General features: G+C 54.8%; 18 protein-coding genes. 12 read left to right on the forward strand and 6 right to left on the reverse strand.

Going from position 1 to position 20,325, the window contains the following annotated elements; translation table 11 throughout:
- The first annotated feature begins 130 nt into the window (after nt 1-130).
- Nucleotides 131-904, forward strand: a complete 774-nt coding sequence (locus tag JM93_RS14160) for a substrate-binding periplasmic protein (protein ID WP_208995188.1) — start codon at nt 131-133, stop codon at nt 902-904.
- A gap of 308 nt (nt 905-1,212) precedes the next feature.
- Here JM93_RS14160 and JM93_RS14165 read toward each other — a convergent pair whose 3' ends face one another.
- Complete coding sequence (locus JM93_RS14165; protein ID WP_145344519.1) at nt 1,213-2,205, reverse strand: L-threonylcarbamoyladenylate synthase; 993 nt, start codon at nt 2,203-2,205, stop codon at nt 1,213-1,215.
- A 230-nt stretch (nt 2,206-2,435) separates the two neighbouring features.
- On the opposite strand from JM93_RS14165, the gene JM93_RS14170 reads away from it, so the two are divergent.
- Genes JM93_RS14170 through JM93_RS14180 form a run of 3 tightly spaced genes read left to right on the forward strand, consistent with a single transcriptional unit; the run spans nt 2,436 to nt 5,875 of the window.
- Nucleotides 2,436-4,217: an acyl-CoA dehydrogenase gene (locus tag JM93_RS14170; protein ID WP_145344522.1), complete on the forward strand. Its 1,782-nt coding sequence runs from the start codon at nt 2,436-2,438 to the stop codon at nt 4,215-4,217.
- Between the two features lie 24 nt (nt 4,218-4,241).
- Nucleotides 4,242-4,985, forward strand: a complete 744-nt coding sequence (locus tag JM93_RS14175; protein WP_145344525.1) for a crotonase/enoyl-CoA hydratase family protein — start codon at nt 4,242-4,244, stop codon at nt 4,983-4,985.
- A gap of 23 nt (nt 4,986-5,008) precedes the next feature.
- The gene (locus tag JM93_RS14180; protein ID WP_145344528.1) at nt 5,009-5,875 is read left to right on the forward strand and encodes an SDR family oxidoreductase; all 867 of its coding nucleotides are present in this window, start codon (nt 5,009-5,011) and stop codon (nt 5,873-5,875) included.
- 50 nt (nt 5,876-5,925) lie between these two features.
- On the opposite strand, the gene JM93_RS14185 is transcribed toward JM93_RS14180, so the two are convergent.
- Nucleotides 5,926-6,918: a DnaJ C-terminal domain-containing protein gene (locus tag JM93_RS14185; RefSeq protein ID WP_145344531.1), complete on the reverse strand. Its 993-nt coding sequence runs from the start codon at nt 6,916-6,918 to the stop codon at nt 5,926-5,928.
- A 190-nt stretch (nt 6,919-7,108) separates the two neighbouring features.
- Nucleotides 7,109-7,588: an RT0821/Lpp0805 family surface protein gene (locus JM93_RS14190; RefSeq protein WP_145344534.1), complete on the reverse strand. Its 480-nt coding sequence runs from the start codon at nt 7,586-7,588 to the stop codon at nt 7,109-7,111.
- A 64-nt stretch (nt 7,589-7,652) separates the two neighbouring features.
- On the opposite strand from JM93_RS14190, the gene pdxH reads away from it, so the two are divergent.
- The gene (gene pdxH / locus JM93_RS14195; RefSeq protein ID WP_145344537.1) at nt 7,653-8,288 is read left to right on the forward strand and encodes a pyridoxamine 5'-phosphate oxidase; all 636 of its coding nucleotides are present in this window, start codon (nt 7,653-7,655) and stop codon (nt 8,286-8,288) included.
- A gap of 50 nt (nt 8,289-8,338) precedes the next feature.
- On the opposite strand, the gene JM93_RS14200 is transcribed toward pdxH, so the two are convergent.
- Nucleotides 8,339-9,313, reverse strand: a complete 975-nt coding sequence (locus tag JM93_RS14200) for a magnesium transporter CorA family protein (RefSeq protein ID WP_145344540.1) — start codon at nt 9,311-9,313, stop codon at nt 8,339-8,341.
- A gap of 182 nt (nt 9,314-9,495) precedes the next feature.
- Nucleotides 9,496-9,630: a hypothetical protein gene (locus JM93_RS22295; RefSeq protein ID WP_280114430.1), complete on the reverse strand. Its 135-nt coding sequence runs from the start codon at nt 9,628-9,630 to the stop codon at nt 9,496-9,498.
- Between the two features lie 343 nt (nt 9,631-9,973).
- On the opposite strand from JM93_RS22295, the gene JM93_RS14205 reads away from it, so the two are divergent.
- Nucleotides 9,974-10,954, forward strand: a complete 981-nt coding sequence (locus JM93_RS14205) for a DUF4190 domain-containing protein (RefSeq protein WP_145344543.1) — start codon at nt 9,974-9,976, stop codon at nt 10,952-10,954.
- A gap of 20 nt (nt 10,955-10,974) precedes the next feature.
- Here the strand turns inward: JM93_RS14205 and JM93_RS14210 are convergent, their stop codons facing one another.
- Nucleotides 10,975-11,877: an MBL fold metallo-hydrolase gene (locus JM93_RS14210; RefSeq protein WP_145344546.1), complete on the reverse strand. Its 903-nt coding sequence runs from the start codon at nt 11,875-11,877 to the stop codon at nt 10,975-10,977.
- A gap of 793 nt (nt 11,878-12,670) precedes the next feature.
- Between JM93_RS14210 and JM93_RS14215 the strand changes: the two genes are divergently transcribed.
- From JM93_RS14215 to pstB, 6 genes are all read left to right on the forward strand, one after another.
- Nucleotides 12,671-14,059: an ATP-binding protein gene (locus JM93_RS14215; protein WP_341873635.1), complete on the forward strand. Its 1,389-nt coding sequence runs from the start codon at nt 12,671-12,673 to the stop codon at nt 14,057-14,059.
- 121 nt (nt 14,060-14,180) lie between these two features.
- The gene (locus JM93_RS14220; RefSeq protein ID WP_145344549.1) at nt 14,181-15,176 is read left to right on the forward strand and encodes a substrate-binding domain-containing protein; all 996 of its coding nucleotides are present in this window, start codon (nt 14,181-14,183) and stop codon (nt 15,174-15,176) included.
- Nucleotides 15,177-15,606: 430 nt separating this feature from the next.
- Nucleotides 15,607-16,590, forward strand: a complete 984-nt coding sequence (locus JM93_RS14225; protein ID WP_145345240.1) for a substrate-binding domain-containing protein — start codon at nt 15,607-15,609, stop codon at nt 16,588-16,590.
- A gap of 87 nt (nt 16,591-16,677) precedes the next feature.
- Nucleotides 16,678-18,150 carry a phosphate ABC transporter permease subunit PstC gene (gene pstC / locus JM93_RS14230; RefSeq protein ID WP_145344552.1) on the forward strand — a complete coding sequence of 491 codons (1,473 nt, stop codon included), beginning with the start codon at nt 16,678-16,680 and terminating at the stop codon, nt 18,148-18,150.
- Nucleotides 18,150-19,502 carry a phosphate ABC transporter permease PstA gene (gene pstA, locus JM93_RS14235; protein WP_145344555.1) on the forward strand — a complete coding sequence of 451 codons (1,353 nt, stop codon included), beginning with the start codon at nt 18,150-18,152 and terminating at the stop codon, nt 19,500-19,502. The genes pstC and pstA overlap by 1 nt, the downstream gene beginning before the upstream one ends.
- Before the next feature lie 23 nt (nt 19,503-19,525).
- Nucleotides 19,526-20,314 carry a phosphate ABC transporter ATP-binding protein PstB gene (pstB, locus tag JM93_RS14240; protein ID WP_244300857.1) on the forward strand — a complete coding sequence of 263 codons (789 nt, stop codon included), beginning with the start codon at nt 19,526-19,528 and terminating at the stop codon, nt 20,312-20,314.
- Nucleotides 20,315-20,325 lie beyond the last annotated feature (11 nt).

Consider the following 20,325-nt stretch of genomic DNA (forward strand, 5'->3'; position numbering starts at 1 on the left):
ACCACCCGAAAATTCGAAAGTTCAGACGAAATCTGCAAATCCGTGAGAGTTTCAACATTTTTGCGCAACGTTTGTTTTATTTTGTCCCCGTCCAATGCGGCGTGCATCCTACGCCACAGGGGAAAATGACATGACGCTTATGAATTCCGTCTTTTCAGCAGTCGCATTTGCGGCGCTCACGATACCTGCCTCCGCAGATCAGATAACGGTTCTGGCCGGTGACCTGCCACCCATGTTTTTGGCAGATGGCCAAGGACGGGAGGCGGAGATTATTAAGAAGACCCTCGAGAAATGCGGCCACGAAGTCACTTTCGAGATTCAGCCTTTTACGCGCCATTGGGAGAGCTTCAAGTCCGGGGCAGGCGATGCTGTCGCCACCGTTCCGGTCGGTATGCCAGTAGGCGGGGCAGAATCGAATGTCTACATACGTTACCAGAATGGTGTTTCGTTCCTGACCGGGGCCGGAACTGAATACAATGGGCTGGAAGATCTTGCGGGAAAAAAGGTCATTGCATTCAAAGGTGCTGGGTCAATCATCCCGGGTCTTTCTGAGCATACAGGGTCATTTGACGACTACCGCGAGGTCACGGATCAAATCACTCAGAGCCGTTCCCTATTCGGGGGGCGTGTCGACGCGATCATCGGGGATGGCATGCTGTTTGCGGAGTATAATCGCCAACTCCAAGGACAAGCCGATCTGCGCTTTGATCCGAACCAGCCGGTCACATTCAAGGCGGTTTTCGAATCCAGCCCTTACGCGATGGTATTCCGAGACCCTCAGCATACCGAGGATTTCAACCGTTGCTTTAGCGAACTTGATGCCGATGGAACGATCGCCAAAATTAATACGGCGTGGGTCGACAAATATCGCGACAGCCTCGGCGAATCCTATCTCGGATACTGAACCTTTCAGTGCACTTGGTTGAAAGCAGTTTGACGGGATCCCAAAAAAAGAGCCGGCACAATTGGGCGCCGGCTTGCTTGGAGGTGCGGGCGTAAAGCCCGTGGGGAGGTCCGCTGCATCTGCTCACCAAAGGGTATATGATTCCATCGCGCCATCGGCCCATGTTCCAAACGATTGCTGAGGGTATTGCCGTGAAAACCCCAGATTGTTTTCACCTTTCCACATGCGCGTTGTCTGTTTGGACGATTTGTCGAAAAGTTTGTGAAAATGATTTAGGTAGTTTTTGCAATAAAATTGCCCATCCACTTCTAGCGCGGAGCCGCAGCCCGGCGCAAACGGTCATTAATTGCTTCGCCGAGGCCATTTTCGGGAATTTTTTGGACTTTGATCGCGGTGCTTTGGCCCGAGTCCAATTGCCGTAAATAGCCGAACAGATTGGCGGCAGCCTCCTTCAAGTTGCCCGTCGGGCTGAGGTTTAAGAGTCTTGATGCTAAGCTTGAATTTTCAGGCAAGGTCGGACCAAAAGCGAGCACCACATCCCCGGGATCGATTCGGTCGACATTCAAGACAACCAGGGCATCAGGAGCATAGTGCGATGTCATCATTCCTGGTGCAGCAGGGGCTGTGTCATTGGTTGTCGGCCCCTCCAGCAGCGGCCGCCCACCGAGCGCCTCAACGAGAGCCTCACGTTCAACACCACCAACACGTAGGAGCCTCGCTGTTCCATCAACAACCGAAACAATGGTGGATTCGACGCCGACCGGGCAAGGCCCCGTATCGATCAGGAAGTCGAGCGCAGGTTCCAAGTCCGCAATCACGTGTTCAGCTGTTGTCGGGCTGATGCGGCCGGAGCGATTGGCGCTGGGAGCTGCCAGGGGGCGGCGGCTTATTCGCGCCATGAAACGCATAACTGGCCCAGCAGGCACTCGAAGGGCAATTGTATCAAGGCCGGCGGTTGCCAGGTCACAAACCGGTGAGGTTGTTTTTTTGGGGACGACGAGGGTAAGCGGCCCTGGCCAGAAAGTTTCGGCAAGTCTGTCAGCAACCGGGTCGAATGCGCCATGCTGTTGCGCGGTTTCGATTGAATCAATATGGCAAATCAGCGGGTTAAATTGGGGTCTGCCCTTAGCTTCGTAGATGCTCGCGCATGCCAAAGAGTTTGTTGCGTCTGCCGCAAGGCCGTAGACGGTCTCGGTGGGAATGGCAACGAGACCGCCCCTGAGCAGCGTATCCGCAGCAGCTCGCGCCTCAGCACTGCCGGTCCAGCTTGTCTCTTTCAGATCGATTGACCAACGTTTCATGTCGTGTTCCTCGCTGCCCCAAAAATACAGCCGATCGTCAAAAAATGCGGACCTGCCGCTGGGATACGACTTGACGTTTACGTAAACCAAGGTATCGTCCTGCCCACAAGAGCTGGATGCGCGTTTTGAGCCGGGGCGGCCTGTTCGTCAAGCTGGCCTAGCGCATCAATTTACAAGACGGCGCCAGTCACGGCTCGTTGGCGCCGAACACTTGGTCAGGGAGGACCTCCATGTACCGCGCACCGGTAGACGAAATTGCGTTTACGCTTAAGTCTGTTTGCGATCTTCAAGATCTTCAGCAACAGCCAGATTACGCTGAATTGAGCGATGACTTGCTCGATGCCATTCTCAATGAAGCCGGGCGTTTTGCATCGGAGGAAATCGCCCCGCTCAATGCCATCGCAGACAAGCATGGCACTCCGCTTGAAAACGGTGTCGTATCGACGCCTCCGGGCTGGCGCGACCTTTATCACAACTGGATTTCGGGTGGCTGGAATGGCTTGACAGCAAGCCCTGATCATGGAGGGCAAGGCTTGCCGCAGATGCTGGCCGCTGCCGCCATGGAAATGTGGAACTCCGGCTCAATGGCCTTTGCCATTGGCCCGACGCTGACGATCGGTGCGATCGAAGCGCTGGAGAAGCACGCATCTGAAGAACTGAAGGCAAAGTACCTCGACAAACTCGTTTCCGGCGAGTGGACCGGGACAATGAACCTGACCGAACCGCAAGCGGGATCTGACCTGAATGCGCTGAAGGCAAAGGCCGAACGGGCGGACGACGGCACGTACCGTATCTCCGGTCAAAAGATCTATATCACCTATGGCGAACACGACATGACCGACAACATCATCCACTTGGTGTTGGCTCGGTTGCCTGACGCCCCTCCGGGCACCAAGGGCATTTCCTTGTTCCTCGTTCCGAAGTTTCTCGTCAACGACGATGGATCGCTTGGCGCGCGCAACGATGTGCGCTGCACAGGCGTCGAGCACAAGATGGGAATTCACGGATCCCCTACCTGCACCATGGTCTATGGCGATGATGGCGGTGCAATCGGCTGGCTAGTCGGAGAGGAAAACCGTGGTTTGGTGTGCATGTTTACGATGATGAACAATGCGCGCCTTGCTGTCGGCATACAAGGCCTGGGTGTTGCGGAGCGGGCGACCCAAGAAGCGCAGGCCTATGCTTTGGACCGCAAGCAAGGACAGGTTCCCGGGCAGCAGGAAAAGGGCATGATTTCAATCGCCCATCATCCTGACATCAAACGTTCGTTGCTGGGCATGCGGACCCGCACGCAGATTGCGCGCTCGATCTGCTACTCATGTGCGCATGCAATCGATATGTCTCATGCGATCACCGATCCGGAAAAAAAGAAATTCTGGACAGAGCGTGCCGGCCTTCTGACGCCTATCGCAAAAGCGCTGTCGACAGACTTCGGAGTTGAGGTCGCGTCTCTGGGGATACAGATCCATGGCGGCATGGGATACGTTGAAGAGACGGGGGCGGCACAGCATTTGCGCGATGCAAGGATTGCCCCGATTTACGAAGGCACGAACGGTATTCAGGCAATCGACCTTGTAATGCGCAAGCTGCCGCTTTCTGATGGGGGACACGTAGAAGCCTTTATCAACGAGCTGCGCGAGATTGTTCGTGAAGTGGCTGCATCAAATCGTCCCGAATTTGGTGATACCGCCGAGCAGCTGTCGGCTGCGCTCGATGAGTTGGAAACGGCAACCGAGTGGATGCTGACTGCTCAGAAAGATGGCCGCGTGTCTGAAGCGCTGTCGGGTGCAACTCCCTATCTGCGTTTGATGGGCCTGGCTTATGGCGGCGTGCTGCTCGCAAAGGGTGCTGTCCGGTCTGACATTGAAAACCGTGCGGCGCGCACCCAAAGAACGATTATGGCCCGGAGCTTTGCTGCAACACTTTTGAACGAGACATCGAGCCTTAAGCACGATGTGATCGGATCAGCGGACACAATCTTGTCGTTCGATCCCGAAGTGCTCGCGTCCTAAGCGTTCGAACTGAGGAAAATCGAAATGATCACGCAGTCTACAGAAGACGGCGTCAGGACTCTGCGTCTTGATCGCCCCGAAAAAAAGAACGCGCTCACTGGTGAAATGTATACCGCGCTCGCGGAGGCATTGGAATCTGGGAACACCGACGAAAGCATCCGCTGCCAGCTCATTTGGGGGCACCCGGGCGCCTTTACGGGTGGAAATGACATCGGTGATTTTTTGAAATTCGCCGGCAAAGTAGAAATGTCGGAAACGCCGGTTCTGCGGTTCCTTCGCGCGCTAGCACGAAATGAGACCCCATTGGTGGCCGCCGTCGATGGTGTTGCTGTGGGTGTCGGAACCACGCTGCTCATGCATTGCGACATGGTGTTTGCTGCCCCCAACGCAATAATCCGCTCGCCTTTTGTTGATCTAGGCCTGGTTCCGGAAGCTGGTTCCAGTCTGTTGGGACCTGCCCTCATGGGACATGCGCGTGCATTTGAGTTGTTGTGTTTGGGACGGCCGTTCTCGGCACAAAAGGCTTATGAAGTCGGACTGGTCAATGAGATTGAGGACGACGTTTATGCTGCCGCACTGTCCTGCGCGAAGGAGATTGCTGCCAAACCGCCGGAGGCAATGCGGCTGTCCCGGCAGCTGTTGAGGGGAGACACCGAAATACTGGCAGAACGGGTAGAGGCTGAGGCAAAAATTTTCGCGGAGCGGCTGACATCGCCTGAAACCGTTTCGGCTTTTCAGGCCTTCATGATGAAGAAAGTAAGCGCCTAAACCGCAAAAACTGGGAGAAAAAAATGAGCTTAAACGGAAAAACCCTTTTCATCACAGGTGCCTCGCGTGGAATTGGCAAGGCGATTGCCCTGCGCGCGGCGCGGGATGGCGCCAATGTTGCCATCGCTGCAAAAACTGCCGAACCTCATCCCAAGCTGGAGGGCACGATCTTTTCTGCAGCAGAAGAAATCGAAGCGGCTGGCGGCAAAGCTTTACCCCTGGTTCTCGATGTACGGGACGATGAGGCGGTCAAGGCAGCGATAGATAAAAGTGCCGAGCATTTTGGCGGGTTGGACATCGTGGTCAACAATGCGAGCGCCATTCAATTAACTCCGGTCTCTCAAACCGATATGAAGCGGTTTGACTTAATGCATCAGATCAACACGCGCGGTACACTCGCCTGCTCCAAACACGCTATCCCGCATCTTGTAAAATCCGAAAACCCTCATGTCCTGATGCTGTCGCCGCCTCTCGATATGCAGGAAAAATGGTTTGCGCCATTTACGCCTTATTCGATCGCGAAGTATGGCATGAGCCTAGTCGTTCTCGGGCTTGCCGGGGAACTCCGTTCCAAAGGAGTGGCGGTGAATGCGCTCTGGCCACGCACCACCATCGCAACAGCGGCGATCAAAAATATCATTGGCGGCGACAAGATGATGCAACAGAGCCGGACCCCGGATATCCTTGCCGATGCAGCCTACGAAATTTTCACGACACCTTCCAAAGAACTGACCGGACAGTTCCTGATTGACGACACGTTCCTTGCCGAACGGGGGGTGTCTGATTTTGACAAGTATCGGGTTGACCCGACTGTCGCGCTTGCGCCCGACTTTTTCGTACCGGACGAAAGTAAGGCACCGGTTGACCTCGGTCCACTGACACCAGCCTAAACTAAAAAAACGCCGCCAGATTTGGCGGCGTTTTTCGTTTGTTTAAGTGTTCAGTCGAATTCTGGCCCGCGGGCAGAGTAGGGGGACACCTGCTGCCAAGCCCGCATCAGCGTTTCGAGTTCTTTGTCTGGGTTTTGCGGCAGCTGGATCTCTATTCTGACCAGCAAATCACCATGGCCGCCGCCTTTTGTTGGCAGGCCTTTTCCCTTCAGACGCATGATCTTCCCGCTGGATGACCCGGCAGGTACATTGAGATTGACCGCACCTGAGAGTGTCGGTGTACGTACTTTCGCGCCTAGAACGGCTTCATAAAGGGTAACTGGTAGGTCGAGATGCAGATCCGACCCATGCACCTCAAAGAGTTTATGACGCCGCAGCCGGATCTCGACGAGCGCATCGCCAGCCTCTCCACCGAATTCGCCCGGATACCCCTGACCGCGCAAGCGGATTTTTTCGCCCTCTCCAGTACCGGGCGGGATGTTCACATTCACCGTCTTGCCGTTGGGCAATGTGACCTGGGTCTTCTGACTGTTGACCAAGTCTTCCAAGGCGACCCGTGCGACAATCTCGGCATTTTTCCCTTTCTGCGGTGCGGGGCCGGCGCGCCCGGCGCCGGCTGGGCCGGTTCCAGGCCCGGCATCAGCGCGCGCGCGACGGCCACCGCCAAAACCGCCCAAGATGTCATTTAAGATATCGTCGAAAGCGCCTGTCCCACCGCCAAAACCGGAAGCCGATTGAGAACGGAAGCCGCGCGCGCCGCCCGGGCCGCGATGTTCTTGGAAGTCGCTAAAGCCGTCAAAGCCGTGGGCTTGAAATTTCGGTTTTCCTTCGGCATCGATTTCGCCGCGGTCGAACTGAGCGCGTTTTTCTTTGTCGCCGACGATCTCATAGGCCTGGTTTACCTCGGCAAAGCGCGTTTGCGCGCCCGGATCGTCTTTGTTTTGATCCGGGTGGTATTTCTTGGCCAATTGCCTAAAGGCCTTTTTAATCTCGCTCTCATTGGCATTTTTGGGAACACCGAGAACGCTGTAAGGATCGCGCATTTTTTGTTACCAGGTTTCGTAGCGTGGCGGCCTAACATGGCCGGCCGACCATAAGCCACCGAAAAGTCTGCTGTCAGATGTGACGGTATTATGAGGATGTCTTCCGTTATATTGGGTTGATAGGAAAAAAATCCAAGTTTTGAGAGTCACGAAATCTGCGCATCAAACTTTATACGTTACCGTCGGCTAATCAAGCTTCCGTAACGCGCAAGGAGGCCACATCAAGAATGTTTCGGGCATCCTTGCATGCGGTGCCGGAGTAGAGTTTTACCCCGGCAATGGTGTTCGCAGTTGTCTGGAAAGAGAAGCATCCGGTCGCCTGATAATCGGCGAGGTCCAACTTGGAGACAGTTCCTGAGTTCCCGCTTTCACCGTTTAGCCAGCGCATCTCGGTTGCAACGGTCTGCGTAGCCGTTTCTTTGCTGATCAGGTCGGCGAGAACCGCTGCAATCTCCGCGCGATCCTGCGCGTCAATATCGGTGAAAGCTTCGTCGGCAGAAAGACCCATTTCGCCGGAAAGAACGATTGGCGTTTGCACATCATTGCTGCCAAGCGGAACCGTTACTTGGGTGCAAGCCCCAAGGACCGGAAGTATGGCAGCAGCCAGAACCGCCCGCGGCTGGATCTTGCACAGCGCAACCATATGTGGCCACTTACCAATCACACGCATAGTCCTTATTTACCGGCAAATACGCGCCGGGGGACATGCCATCGTTTCGCGGAAAAGGCGCAGGATGACAGACATTAATAAAAATACAGAAGAGTTAACAAATGGTGACTTCAGTGAAGCAGCGAACCCGTTTTCTCTTTTTGGTGAATGGCTTGAAGACGCCAGCAAGTCGGAACCGAATGACCCGAACGCGTTGGCGCTTTCAACTGTTGATGAAACAGGACTTCCGAACGTTCGCATGGTTCTGCTGAAAGGATTCGACGAAGCCGGCTTTGTTTTTTACACAAATTTTGAAAGCACCAAGGGGCGAGAGTTGCTCAGTGCCGGGAAGGCAGCCATGTGTTTTCACTGGAAATCTCTGCGTCGCCAGATCCGGATACGGGGCACAGTCGCACCAGTTGCTGATGCGGAAGCCGATGAATATTACCGGTCGCGTCCGCGCGGAAGCCGGATCGGGGCATGGGCTTCCATGCAGTCGCGACCGCTCGAAAGCCGGTTCGCGCTGGAAAAGGAAGTGGCCAAGTATACCGCGAAATTTGGTGTTGGTGATATTCCGCGCCCGGACCATTGGTCGGGCATGCGCCTGGTTCCTGCATCTATCGAGTTTTGGCATGATCGGCCGTTCCGTCTTCACGACAGGGTACTTTTCCAGCGCTCGGCACCGGACGGCGCCTGGACAAAGGAACGGCTGTATCCCTAGGGTTTTTAGCCCGGCTAGCGAAGGGGTTAGCCTTGCTACTCGCTAACCCCTCAGAGCAGTTTTTTGAGCCGGAAAAACAGGAATGTCAGTGCGATAGAGCCGCCCATCAGGACGATTGAGAACGGAAACCCGAGACTCCATTTCAGTTCAGGCATGTTTTCAAAGTTCATGCCATAGATCGAAGCGATCAGTGTTGGTGGCAAGAAAATGACACCGAGAACTGAAAAGATCTTGATGATTTGGTTCTGCTCGAGCGTCACAAGGCCAATTGTTGCATCGAGAAGAAAGGAAAGATTGTTATCTAGCGCGTCTCCGTGCTCCTTGATGGAGTGGATGTCGCGGCCAATGGTTTTGCACATGTCAATTTGGTCGGTCGACAGGTTGAGTTTTTTGGAATGAGTGCCCAGGAAAAGCGTAACGCGTGACAGGCTGGCACACACTTCATGCATCTTCGCCGTTCTAAGACCTATCCGGCCTTGGGCCCGGATAGCATCCTGGTAGAGGGTTGTCTTGCGCGAGCTCAACCCTTCCTCAAAAACCTGAAGCGACAGCTTGTCATAGCGAGCCGATGCTTCCTCCAGAATGTCCGCGCACCGATCGACCACGATGTCGAGCATAGCAAAGAACAGCGCCGGTCCAGTGTGTGCGATAGAGATGTCTGCCTGGACTTTCTTGGAAAAAATAACCAGTGAACGTGGCTCTCCGTACCGTACGGTGACCATGCGTTTGGCGTTCAATACGAATATTACGGAGGACAGGGATGGATCCGGGTTTTCAGCGGCCATCGGCAGCAGAGCTGTCATCACGATCGCGCCTGGTTCGTCGTACAAACGTGCTGACGTCTCGATAGACGCCACTTCTTCCCGTGTCGGGATTTGCGCGCCCATTAACTGCTCGGCGGCGATCTGCTCGCCTTTACTAGGCGTGAACAGGTCGATCCAGCAGGCGTTTGCCGGTATCGCCTGCCCCTCCTCAAGCACCACACGTTGCAGGCCTGTTGAGGCAGGACAGTAAGCGATGATCATATGTGGCTCCGCGACTTCGGAATGATGAGGGCCGCAAAACAGTGCCCTCGATGTTTCGAAGTTAGCCACATTCGGCGACAGGCGTCATGTCCGTAAAACGCGCGAAGGTGCCAGCCGCCCTGGATAGGTCACGATTGAAACGCGCCGCCACAAGACTTTTGGTGTGCCAAAATGGCAACTGATTACTTGGCTGTTTTGTCCGCAGGTGCCATGCGTTTGCAAAGTGCAGCGGCGCTTAGAGCCGGAATGCCCACCGGTTTGTAGTGGTTTTCCAAGTTGGTTTGAGTCTTGGATTGGCGGGCAGTGCTGTCAGACATTTTAGTCCCCTGGAGTCTTCGAACCCAATTGGCGTCATAGTTTCAACACCATGAACATTACAGAGCTTTATGTTTAAAACGCGGCGTAAGCTAACTGTGAAAGTTTCATGACCGTCTGACCAGTCAAAAACCATAACGATTTGTAACCGCTATTCATAAAATTTGCCTTTTCATAAAACTTTAACAAAATGCAATTCACCGTCGGTTTGCCGGGCGAGACTTCGAGCGAGGCTCATGTTTCGAACACTGGACCGCTGGCAATTGTGGTCAATGTAGATGCTGCTATTCTCGGTGAGCTGGCATAGGCGTTGTGCATGCTGTTAGCGAATATGGATTGTCACCTTTGAAACGCTTTCCGGTCTACCAGTCAGGTTCGGCGCGCCTCTCCTATCGTATCGGGGTCTTGTCTCTTCCTGTGTTGGTGATCGCCTTGCTTGCGATGCGGCTAGGAATTGTTGATCCCGAAACAGCGCTGCTCGCGTTGATGAGTGCCGGTCTGTTCGGGATCTTTGCGCTTCTGCTCGGAATGGTTGCTCTGGGACGACTTTGGAAAAAGGGGGGCGAGGGGGCAGCCCGCGCTGTGGCGGGGTGCGCATTCGGAGCTCTCGTTTTCTTGCCTGTAGGTCTGCTGGTATCTGGGGTTGTCAGCTCTCCCGGATTGGGAGACATCTCTACCGATATGGAAGATCCGCCCGAAATTCGCAGTTCAGGGGATCTCGCAACTGGACCGAACCGGCCGGCATGGACACAGCCCGAGAATTCTTCCTTGTTGCAGAATGTAAGGCTGCTTGCCGTAGCGGTAGGTGTCGAGGCGCAGAAAAATGTCATGGAGGCCTACCCTGACATTGTGTCCCGCCGCTATCGGGTTGCGCCGGGCCGGCTGCATACTGCAGCACTGCTGGTCGGCGCCCAAAACGGCTGGACGCTTAGTGATGAGTTGCCGCCAGATCTTGCTGATTCGGCCACCAGGATACAATTTTCTACCCGTAACCTTCTGACAGGGCTACCAAGCTCCGTGACGCTCCGCATCCGGCCAGATCCGTTGGGCGCCCTGTTGGATATCAGGGCCGTGTCCAGCTTTCCGGTTGCAGGGCTGTCTGACACTGCGGACACGATCCGGCGCGTCTATTCGGAACTTGATCGAATTTTGCTCGAAACATACGGCGAATTCGAACCGGTCTTGGTCGAGGAGGACTTAGGAGAGGGAGAGCTCAGCGGCGCTGAACCAGATTCGGATTCGGGCATTCTACCCGAATTTCCCTCGATCCCGGTACCCGAGTTCAAGCCCTACCTGGATGGCGCCGATGAAGCGGCTGATGGATAAAGCGGTATAGAAACGCGCGCTCAATCGGCTATTCGGTAAAGTCCATCCAGTCTTGGGGGCCCGTCTGTTATGACCTCGCCTTTGTCGACCAGCCACTCAAGCTGCGCAAAGACAGATAAGCTGGCCGCGGTCTTGAGCTTCGGGTTCAGCCCAACATATACATGGTCCACGATCTGCGGGATCTTTTTTGCACCGGCTGATAGAGCCGACACTACGGCAGCTTCGCGTTTCTTTCGATGGTCGATGAGGTCTTCGACGTATGGCAAAGCATTTTGAAGATCGGTGCCATGGCCCGGCAAATAATGTGTTTCCGGCCGTAGGATCAGCTTCTCGAGCGACATCATATAGGCGTTCATACTGCCGTCTGGCGGAGCCACGATTGACGTCGACCAGGCCATAACGTGATCGGCGGAAAACAAAATATTGGTGCCGGTCAGCGCGAAGCACATATGGTTTGCCGTATGTCCGGGAGTATCCAAGGCCTCAAACTCGGCGTCGCCGAGAACGACGCGGTTCCCATCGGTGAGCAGTTGATCCGGGCTGTAAGTTTTGTCGGCGCTGGCATCCAGAAGATTGTCTTCCCCAATGGCAAGGTCCCGCGCCGCGCTATGTGGTCCGCAGCCAACAATCGGGGCACCGGACTTCTCTTGTAATCGGCGTGCTGCTGGAGAGTGGTCCATGTGAGTGTGCGAAACGAAGATTGCCGCAATATGCGCGCCTGCGACAGCCTTCATAATGGCATCAACGTGAGCAGGGTCGTCCGGGCCCGGATCGACCACAACGATATTCTGAGTTCCAACCAAGTAGGTGTTGGTCCCATGGAATGTAAAAGGGCCCGGGTTTTTCGCAGTCAAGCGGCGGACACCATCGGCTACTTCTACAGCGTTGCCATAGTGTGGGTCGAACTCAACAGTGTGCCGCATATCGATTTTTCCGCGTCAAGATTGATACTTTCAATGAAGTGGTGGTTGTCCTCATCCGTCAGGCTTAATGTGATGGTCCAAATCGCTCGAAATCAATCGATTTGCAACACGTTTGCCCTGAAATCCTGTTTGGCATGAGGCGCTTCCGCATGAGGGGGAATAGAGACCGATCTAGCTCTTGAAGAGGTGATGACCCTGAAAGTGCCACGGAAAGCGGCCTTTTCGTTATTCATAAATGATCTCAATTCCAGTTGGGTGTTGCCATTCCTTGGGTCGCAGGGTGTAATCGCGGACACCGTGGTTGAACCAAAGATTGTCGGTCTTTGCCATGAAATCGACAGTGCCGGCCGTCGCTCAAGCCGGGGGACAGTCCTGTCTTTTCATGAACCGATCTATTTGCGGCTGGTGTGGCAAGTGTCGCCTCACCGCAAACCTGTACCGGATAGCGCCCAAGCCAGCCGTGCGGTGTTGACTTTCAGGGAGGCAGGTAAACAATCGTAAATATGGGTCAAGCATTCTGAATTCTTGTGCCACGGGCTCCAAGCATATGCGTTTTCGAGCATATGAGAGGTGCAAATGGTTGGCGCATGCGATTGGAGCGGATGAAGTCAGCTGCCGCGGCAGGCAAAAGGGCAAATTTTCATTGTCAGTATTTACAATCTATTTTTGTTGCCGGCTGTCGCCTGAATGACATGCATTCCATGCTATCAGCAGTCCCCACCGCGCTAGGGCGGTTCGCCTTCATATTTAATTTTTATAAGGCGACTAATGAAATTCACGTGCATTTCCAACAGTGTCCATCGTTGACGCGCCTCAAGAGCTGATGATGCCGGAAGAACAAAACGAGCAGATCAAGCCAGTATCGCCGCTGACGCGCTTTCGGGAAGCGCGCTGGCTTCTGGTTGCGGCGGCGGCTCTTGGCACTGCAGCAGTCGCCGGTTACGAAGTTCCAGCTGGTCCTGCAATTGGCGGGTGGGTGTTTTTGGCGCTTATCGCGGCATTCGTACCGCGCAGACCTCGCTCACGTATCTTGCAAGTGGCCAAGCAGAGCGGCATGCGCCGCATGTGGCCGGGCACTGGGATGAAGCTGACAGTGGATGCATTGCCCGCGCCCTGCTTTATCGCCGACAGCCGCGGGATCACACGGTATGTCAACAGGGCAGCCGGCGCGGTCTATGGATCGGTTAAACCTGGAGATCCCCTGTCCTTTTCGCTCCGGGCTCCGTCTTTGCTGGAGGCATTTGACCGGGTATGTACCGCTGGAGCATCCGAAAAAATCACCTGGGTAGAAAAGGTGCCGACTGAGGCATATTTCGAAGCCAGTTTGTCACCGATTTACATGCCTGTGCCCACGGCTGACACAAGGCTTCCAAGGTTGCCCGATTTTGTGCTGGTCGTAATCAGCGACTTGACTGAACAGCGCCGTCTCGAACGCATGCGCACCGATTTTGTGGCCAATGCGAGCCATGAATTGCGAACGCCTCTGGCGTCTTTGGCCGGGTTTATCGAAACCTTGCAAGGCCCCGCACGGGAGGACCCGGAGGCGAGAGACCGGTTTTTGCAGATCATGTTTGAACAGGCGGGTCGTATGCGTCGGCTCATTGACGACATTCTCTCATTGTCTCGAATTGAGTTGAAAGCGCATGTTAAGCCGGCAAACAAGGTGGACCTTGTCGAGATTGCTCGCCACACCTCGGATGCGCTCGCTCCTTTGGCGCGCGAATTGGGCATGGAGATCAAAACACACTTTCCTGACGTGGAAACGATGGTCGTCGGCGATCGCGATGAGCTCATCCAAGTTGCGGAAAACCTCGTTGAGAATGCTTTGAAATACGGGTCGAACGGCAAGCATATAGATGTCACGGTTACCGCGTCTCAAGGTGGTCCGAACAGCCCTGGGGCTATGCTCTCGGTCCGGGACTATGGTGAGGGAATAGCTGAAGAGCATGTCCCGCGCCTGACCGAGCGGTTCTATCGTGTCGATGTTGACAGCAGCCGTGCGTTGAAAGGCACCGGCTTGGGTCTGGCGATCGTCAAGCACATTTTGACCCGGCACCGCAGCCGGCTCGAGATCGACAGTACGGTTGGCAAGGGATCCGAATTCCGCGTTAGGTTTCCGAGTGCCGATGCGATGGCCTTGGCCGACGGAGTGCCCAGTAGTGAACGGATCGAATACGATTAGATTTAAATCATGTCGCACAACTGAAACAGCTGGAGCGTACGACTACCTACGCTGTTGTGACATGGCAAGATAGTGCAGGCAGGTTGTGTTGGGCCTGCAGACGATTTGAAGGTTCGTATCTATGCGATATTTGATGGTGCTGGCATCCATCCTGGCCGTGACCGCAGCCGCAACCCATGCGGAAGCCCGTGATCGCATCCTGATAGTTGGATCCTCTACGGTATTCCCGTTCTCGACAGCTGTCGCCGAACGGTTTGGGGCCGTGAGCGGATTTAAAACGCCGGTGGTGGAATCAACCGGGTCTGGCGGCGGGATAAAGCTTTTTTGCGCGGGAGCAGGGGCGAGTACACCGGATATCACAAATGCTTCGCGCCGCATGAAACCCAGCGAACTCGAGACGTGCTTGACAAACGGTGTCACGCCGTCAGAGGTGGTGATTGGCTTTGATGGAATTGTTCTGGCGAATTCACGCAGTGGTCCGGAGTTCAAACTCACGCGTGCGCAGATATTTCAAGCTCTTGCCGATGAAGTGCCGTCAAACGGGCAGATGATCAAAAACCCCTACAAACGTTGGTCGGACATAAATCCGGTATTGCCGGACGCCAAGATCGAAGTCCTCGGGCCACCGCCGACATCTGGTACCCGCGACGCTTTTGAAGAACTGGTGATGGAACAGGGATGTGAAGATCTGAATGTTTCGGATTCTTCAAAATGCACCCAGTTTCGAACCGATGGGTTGTTTCTCGAGGCGGGTGAAAACGATGAGCTGATCGTTCGGCAGCTTGGGTCAAACCCTGTTGCGGTCGGTATTTTTGGCTTTTCGTTTGTCGATCAAAACAAGGCACTCATTCAAAGCGCTGTCATTGAGGGGGTTGCTCCCACGTTCGACAACATTGCGGGTGGGAGCTATCCGGTCTCCAGGTCTTTGTACTTCTACGTAAAAACCGAACATCACGGCGAAATCCCCGGTCTTGATGCCTATATCGCCGAATTTACCTCTGAGAACGCCTTGGGGGATGACGGTTATTTGGCTTCAATAGGGCTTATTCCGCTTCCGGACGAAGACCGTGAAAATCTCGCGGACAAGGCTCTCGCGTTAGAACCGCTGCGATTTTGATCCGGCGCCCGGTTCTGAGTTCGCAATCCAAACATAAATTGCCGTAACGTTGTCTTTTGACTTCTCTTTATAGGTGTGCAAGTCTTGAAAACACTCTTTTAGAGAGCGCTGTGCTGGCAAAATGTCGCAAATTGACTGTCACGGTTAATGTTTCGACCGGTGTCGAAATGGCGTCAAAAACCTACTCGTCTCAGTGACATATATTTGTCAAATATGTAAAATAGATAAGTAAATAAAAGAGCTTAAAGTGTCATAAAACTGAAACTCATATGTCATAATAGTCTCATGCGCTGGCTCTACGGTCGCGCTCATCGCTTGGGTTATTAACACCTATGCGGTTATCCAAGAAACCTTGACATTCAAAGGGAGTGGTCAAGTGAAATTTACGACCCTCGTTAGCGCGACGGCTCTTGCCGTTGCTTCCACTGCAATGGTTGGTGCCGCCCAGGCTCGTGACCAAGTTCAGGTCGCCGGTTCTTCTACCGTTTTGCCTTACGCATCTATCGTCGCAGAAGTATTTGGTGAAAACACCGATTTCCCGACGCCTGTTGTTGAGTCCGGCGGTTCTTCTGCTGGCCTGAAGCGCTTCTGCGAAGGTGTTGGCGAAAACACCATCGACGTCGCCAACGCTTCCCGCGCGATCCGCGAAAAAGAGATCAAGGCTTGCGCAGAAAACGGTGTGACCGACATTATCGAAGTTCGCATCGGCTATGACGGGATCGTTTTCGCGTCCCAAAAAGATGGTCCTGACTTCACCGCTTTCACACCGGTCCAGTGGCACAACGCGCTCGCTCCTAAGGTGCTTGTAGACGGCGCAATCGTCGACAACCCGTACAACAAGTGGTCGGAAGTTGACTCTTCGCTTCCGGACGTTGAAATCGCTGCTTTCATCCCGGGCACCAAGCACGGCACCCGTGAAGTGTTCGAAGAGAAAGTTCTCCTCGTTGGCTGTGAAGAGTCCGGCGCCATGAAGGCGATGATGGACGGTGGCATGTCCGAAGACGACGCTGAAGACGCATGTCTTGCAGTTCGCACCGACGGCAAGTCTGTCGACATCGACGGTGACTACACAGAGACCCTGGCTCGCATCGATTCCAACCCGAATGGCGTTGGTGTTTTCGGTCTGGCGTTCTACGAGAACAACACCGACAAGCTGAAGGTCGCTACCATGACCGGCATTGCGCCGTCCACTGAGACGATCGCTTCTGGTGAGTACCCGGTTTCCCGTCCATTGTTCTTCTACGTCAAGAAGGCACACATCGGCGTTATCCCGGGCCTGAAAGAGTACGCTCAGTTCTTCGTAGCTGACGAAATTGCTGGCCCGCAAGGCCCGCTGGCTCAGTATGGCCTGGTTTCCGATCCGGAGTTGGCTGCTACGCAAGCCAAGATCGAAGCTGAAGATACCATGAAGTAAGTCGGTCTAGGCCGATTTTTGAGGGGCGGCATATTCCGCCGCCCCTTTCTCCTTTTTGGAAATTTCATATAAAATCCGGGGAAGCCGATGCCTGTAGTCTGGCTCATTTTGATCGTCCTTGCCATTGCGGTGGTGGGTTACGTACTCGGGCGTGGAAGAGCTTTGGCTGGCGCCGCAAGCGAACACGTCAAGCTCCATTCGCTTCCTTCCTATTACGGCTCCAATGTCGCAATGAAGGTCGCCGTTCCCGCCTTTCTGATCATGGTTGTTTGGCTGCTCGCGCAACCCATCATCGTCAATAACAGCGTTTCTGGTCTGATCCCGGAAACCGCGATTGCCGAAGGGTCGTCCCGTGGGCTGGTGCTCGCCGAGGTGCGCCGGGCTGCGAGCGGATTGGACAATGCGGTGGCCGCCGGCATTATGGACGAAGACTTCGCGCGTAATGCGCGCGCTGACTTTAACGACATCACAACACGGCTCCGGGACGCGGGCCAGATCGTTACATCCCAGATCACTCAGCCAATCCTGCGAGCCGCGCAAGAATACCGGATCCTGAATTCGACAGGACGTCTGCTCATGACGATTGCGGTGTTGCTTGCAGCGCTTGCCGGTGCAGCGTGGGGTATTCTGGAATCGAAACCGAATTTCCGGGCGCGCAACACGGTGGAGCAAGGCGTTAAAGCGTTGCTGATCGCCGCGGCATCGATTGCGATCCTGACGACGGTTGGCATCGTCTTCTCTCTGGTGTTCAACACCATTGAGTTCTTCCGCCTCTATCCAGCGCTCGATTTTTTCTTCGGGCTCACCTGGTCTCCCACTTTTTCCGGGCGAGGCGGGAATTCGGAGCTCGGCATCATCCCGCTGCTGTGGGGCACGTTTTATATCTCCTTCGTCGCTTTGATCGTTGCAGTGCCGATCGGCCTGTTCGCTGCGGTATATCTATCAGAATATGCAGGTCCGAAAGTGCGAGCCGTCGCGAAGCCGCTGCTCGAAATCCTTGCCGGTATCCCGACCATCGTCTACGGACTGTTTGCGCTTTTGACCGTCGGACCGCTCCTGGTGTCCATTTTCGGTCCTGATGGAGTTGGCATCATGCAGGCCGGCACCGCTGTCATGACGGCAGGTCTTGTCATGGGGATCATGCTTATTCCGTTTGTAAGCTCGTTGTCAGACGACATCATCAATGCGGTGCCGCAAGCCATGCGCGACGGATCTTACGGGTTGGGTGCAACCAAGTCGGAGACAGTCAAGCAGGTTATTCTGCCGGCAGCTCTCCCAGGCATCGTAGGTGCGATCCTGCTTGCCGCGTCGCGGGCCATCGGTGAAACGATGATCGTGGTTCTGGGGGCAGGCGCCGCCGCGCGTTTGAGCCTCAATCCCTTCGACGCCATGACAACTGTCACAGCAAAAATCGTTAGCCAGCTGACGGGTGATGCAGACTTCTCATCTCCTGTTGCGCTCGTGGCATTTGCGTTGGGGATGACACTGTTCATCGTAACGCTGGGTCTTAACGTCGTCGCACTTTACATCGTGCGCAAATACCGGGAGCAGTACGACTGATGAGCGATACAACTCTTTCCTCTCCCGCAGCCTCTGATGGCAAGGACAGCTCCGTGCCCCAGAAAACCTCGCTGTATAAAGAAGACGCGTTGACCAAAAAGCGCAACGCATCTGAGAAGCGGTTTCAAGCCTACGGCATCACTGCAATTCTGATCGGCTTGTTCTTCCTGGTAGTGATGGCCTACTCGATCATCAGCGAGGGTATCCCGGCATTCACCCGCACGGTGCTAACCGTCGAATTCACGGTGACGCAGGAACAATTCGACGACGCAGAAGGCCAGCTCTTCAAGACCCGCGCCTACGAAGGCGTGTTTACGGAGGCAATGAGCCAGCAGTTTCAGGAAAAGGAAATTGCGGTTCCCTTCGATATCACTGCGATCGAACGTATTGTCGGCAAGCCGGGGAATACGATCCGGCAGTACTACCTGGCAAATCCAGATCAGCTTGGTGAGCCGGTCGAATTCGAGCTGGCTGCGTCGTCCCGTGTCGATGGCTATCTGAACGGCCGCCTGACACGCGACAACATCACGGATAGCCGGTTCTTGATGAAGTCCGACCTGGATCTTGTTGATGTTCTGGTCGAGGGTGGGATCATCCAGACCGTTTTCAACTGGCCGTTTATCACGGGGGCGGACTCAGGCGTGGACAATCCTGGCGGTGCCGGCATCGGAGCTTCCGTCGTCGGATCGCTCTTTATGATGCTGGTGGTGTTGTTTCTGTCGCTTCCGATTGGTGTTGCAGCCTCCATCTACCTTGAAGAGTTTGCCCCGCAGAACAAGTTTACGGACTTGATCGAGGTGAACATTTCAAACCTGGCAGCGGTGCCGTCGATCGTGTTCGGTATTCTCGGCCTCGCAGTGTTCATTCAGTTCATGCACTTGCCACAGTCGGCCCCGTTGGTCGGCGGTCTCGTCCTAACGCTGATGACCTTGCCGACAATCATTATCTCAACACGGGCGTCGCTGAAGGCGGTACCGCCGAGCATCCGCGATGCGGCACTCGGTGTCGGCGCTTCAAAGATGCAGGCCGTGTTCCACCATGTTTTGCCGCTGGCCATGCCAGGCATCTTGACCGGGACAATCATCGGTTTGGCGCAGGCCCTTGGTGAGACGGCGCCGCTGCTGCTCATCGGCATGGTCGGCTTTGTCGCGCGTGGATATCCGGACAGCTTTGTCGGCGGGTTCCTCGACCCGAATTCCGCGATGCCTGCCCAGATCTACACGTGGGCGGCCCGGTCTGACTTTGCATTCTACGAAAAAGCCTGGGGCGGCATTATTGTCCTCCTGATCTTCCTTCTATCCATGAACATTCTCGCCATTATCCTGCGCCGCAGGTTTGAGCGCCGTTGGTAAGAGAGTTTGATCCCATGAAAGAGATGCCCAAAATCGACAAGGCGGACGAAATGAGCGAAACCAAGATTGCAGCCAGTAAGGTGCAGGTCTACTATGGTACAACACACGCCATCAAGGATGTGGACATCAACATCCAGCCACGCTCCGTGACCGCTTTCATCGGTCCCTCCGGCTGCGGTAAGTCCACCTTCTTGCGCACCATCAACCGCATGAACGACACCATCGACATATGCCGCGTTGAAGGCGAAATCCTGATTGACGGTGAGGATATCTACGATCCGAAGGTTGATCCGGTACAGCTGCGCGCGAAGGTCGGAATGGTTTTCCAAAAGCCAAATCCTTTCCCGAAGTCGATCTACGACAACGTAGCCTACGGTCCGCGCATTCATGGTCTTGCCAAAAACAAGTCCGAGTTGGATGAAATCGTGGCCTCCAGCCTGCAAAAGGCCGGTCTGTGGGAAGAAGCGAAGGATCGTCTAGACGAACCAGGTACCGGCATGTCCGGCGGACAGCAACAACGTCTTTGCATCGCGCGCGCAATTGCGGTTAACCCAGAAGTCATCTTGATGGATGAGCCGTGCTCGGCGCTCGATCCGATTGCCACAGCAAAGGTCGAAGAGCTGATAGATGAACTGCGCGAAAACTTTACAATCGTAATTGTGACGCACTCCATGCAGCAGGCGGCCCGTGTTTCACAGCGCACCGCGTTCTTCCACTTGGGAATTCTCGTTGAGGAAGGTCCAACGCAGGACATTTTCACAAATCCGCAGGACAAGCGCACACAGGATTACATCACCGGCCGCTTCGGTTAAGACCGGACTTT

It is taken from the genome of Roseibium hamelinense, assembly GCF_007830545.1.
GTDB lineage: Bacteria > Pseudomonadota > Alphaproteobacteria > Rhizobiales > Stappiaceae > Roseibium > Roseibium hamelinense.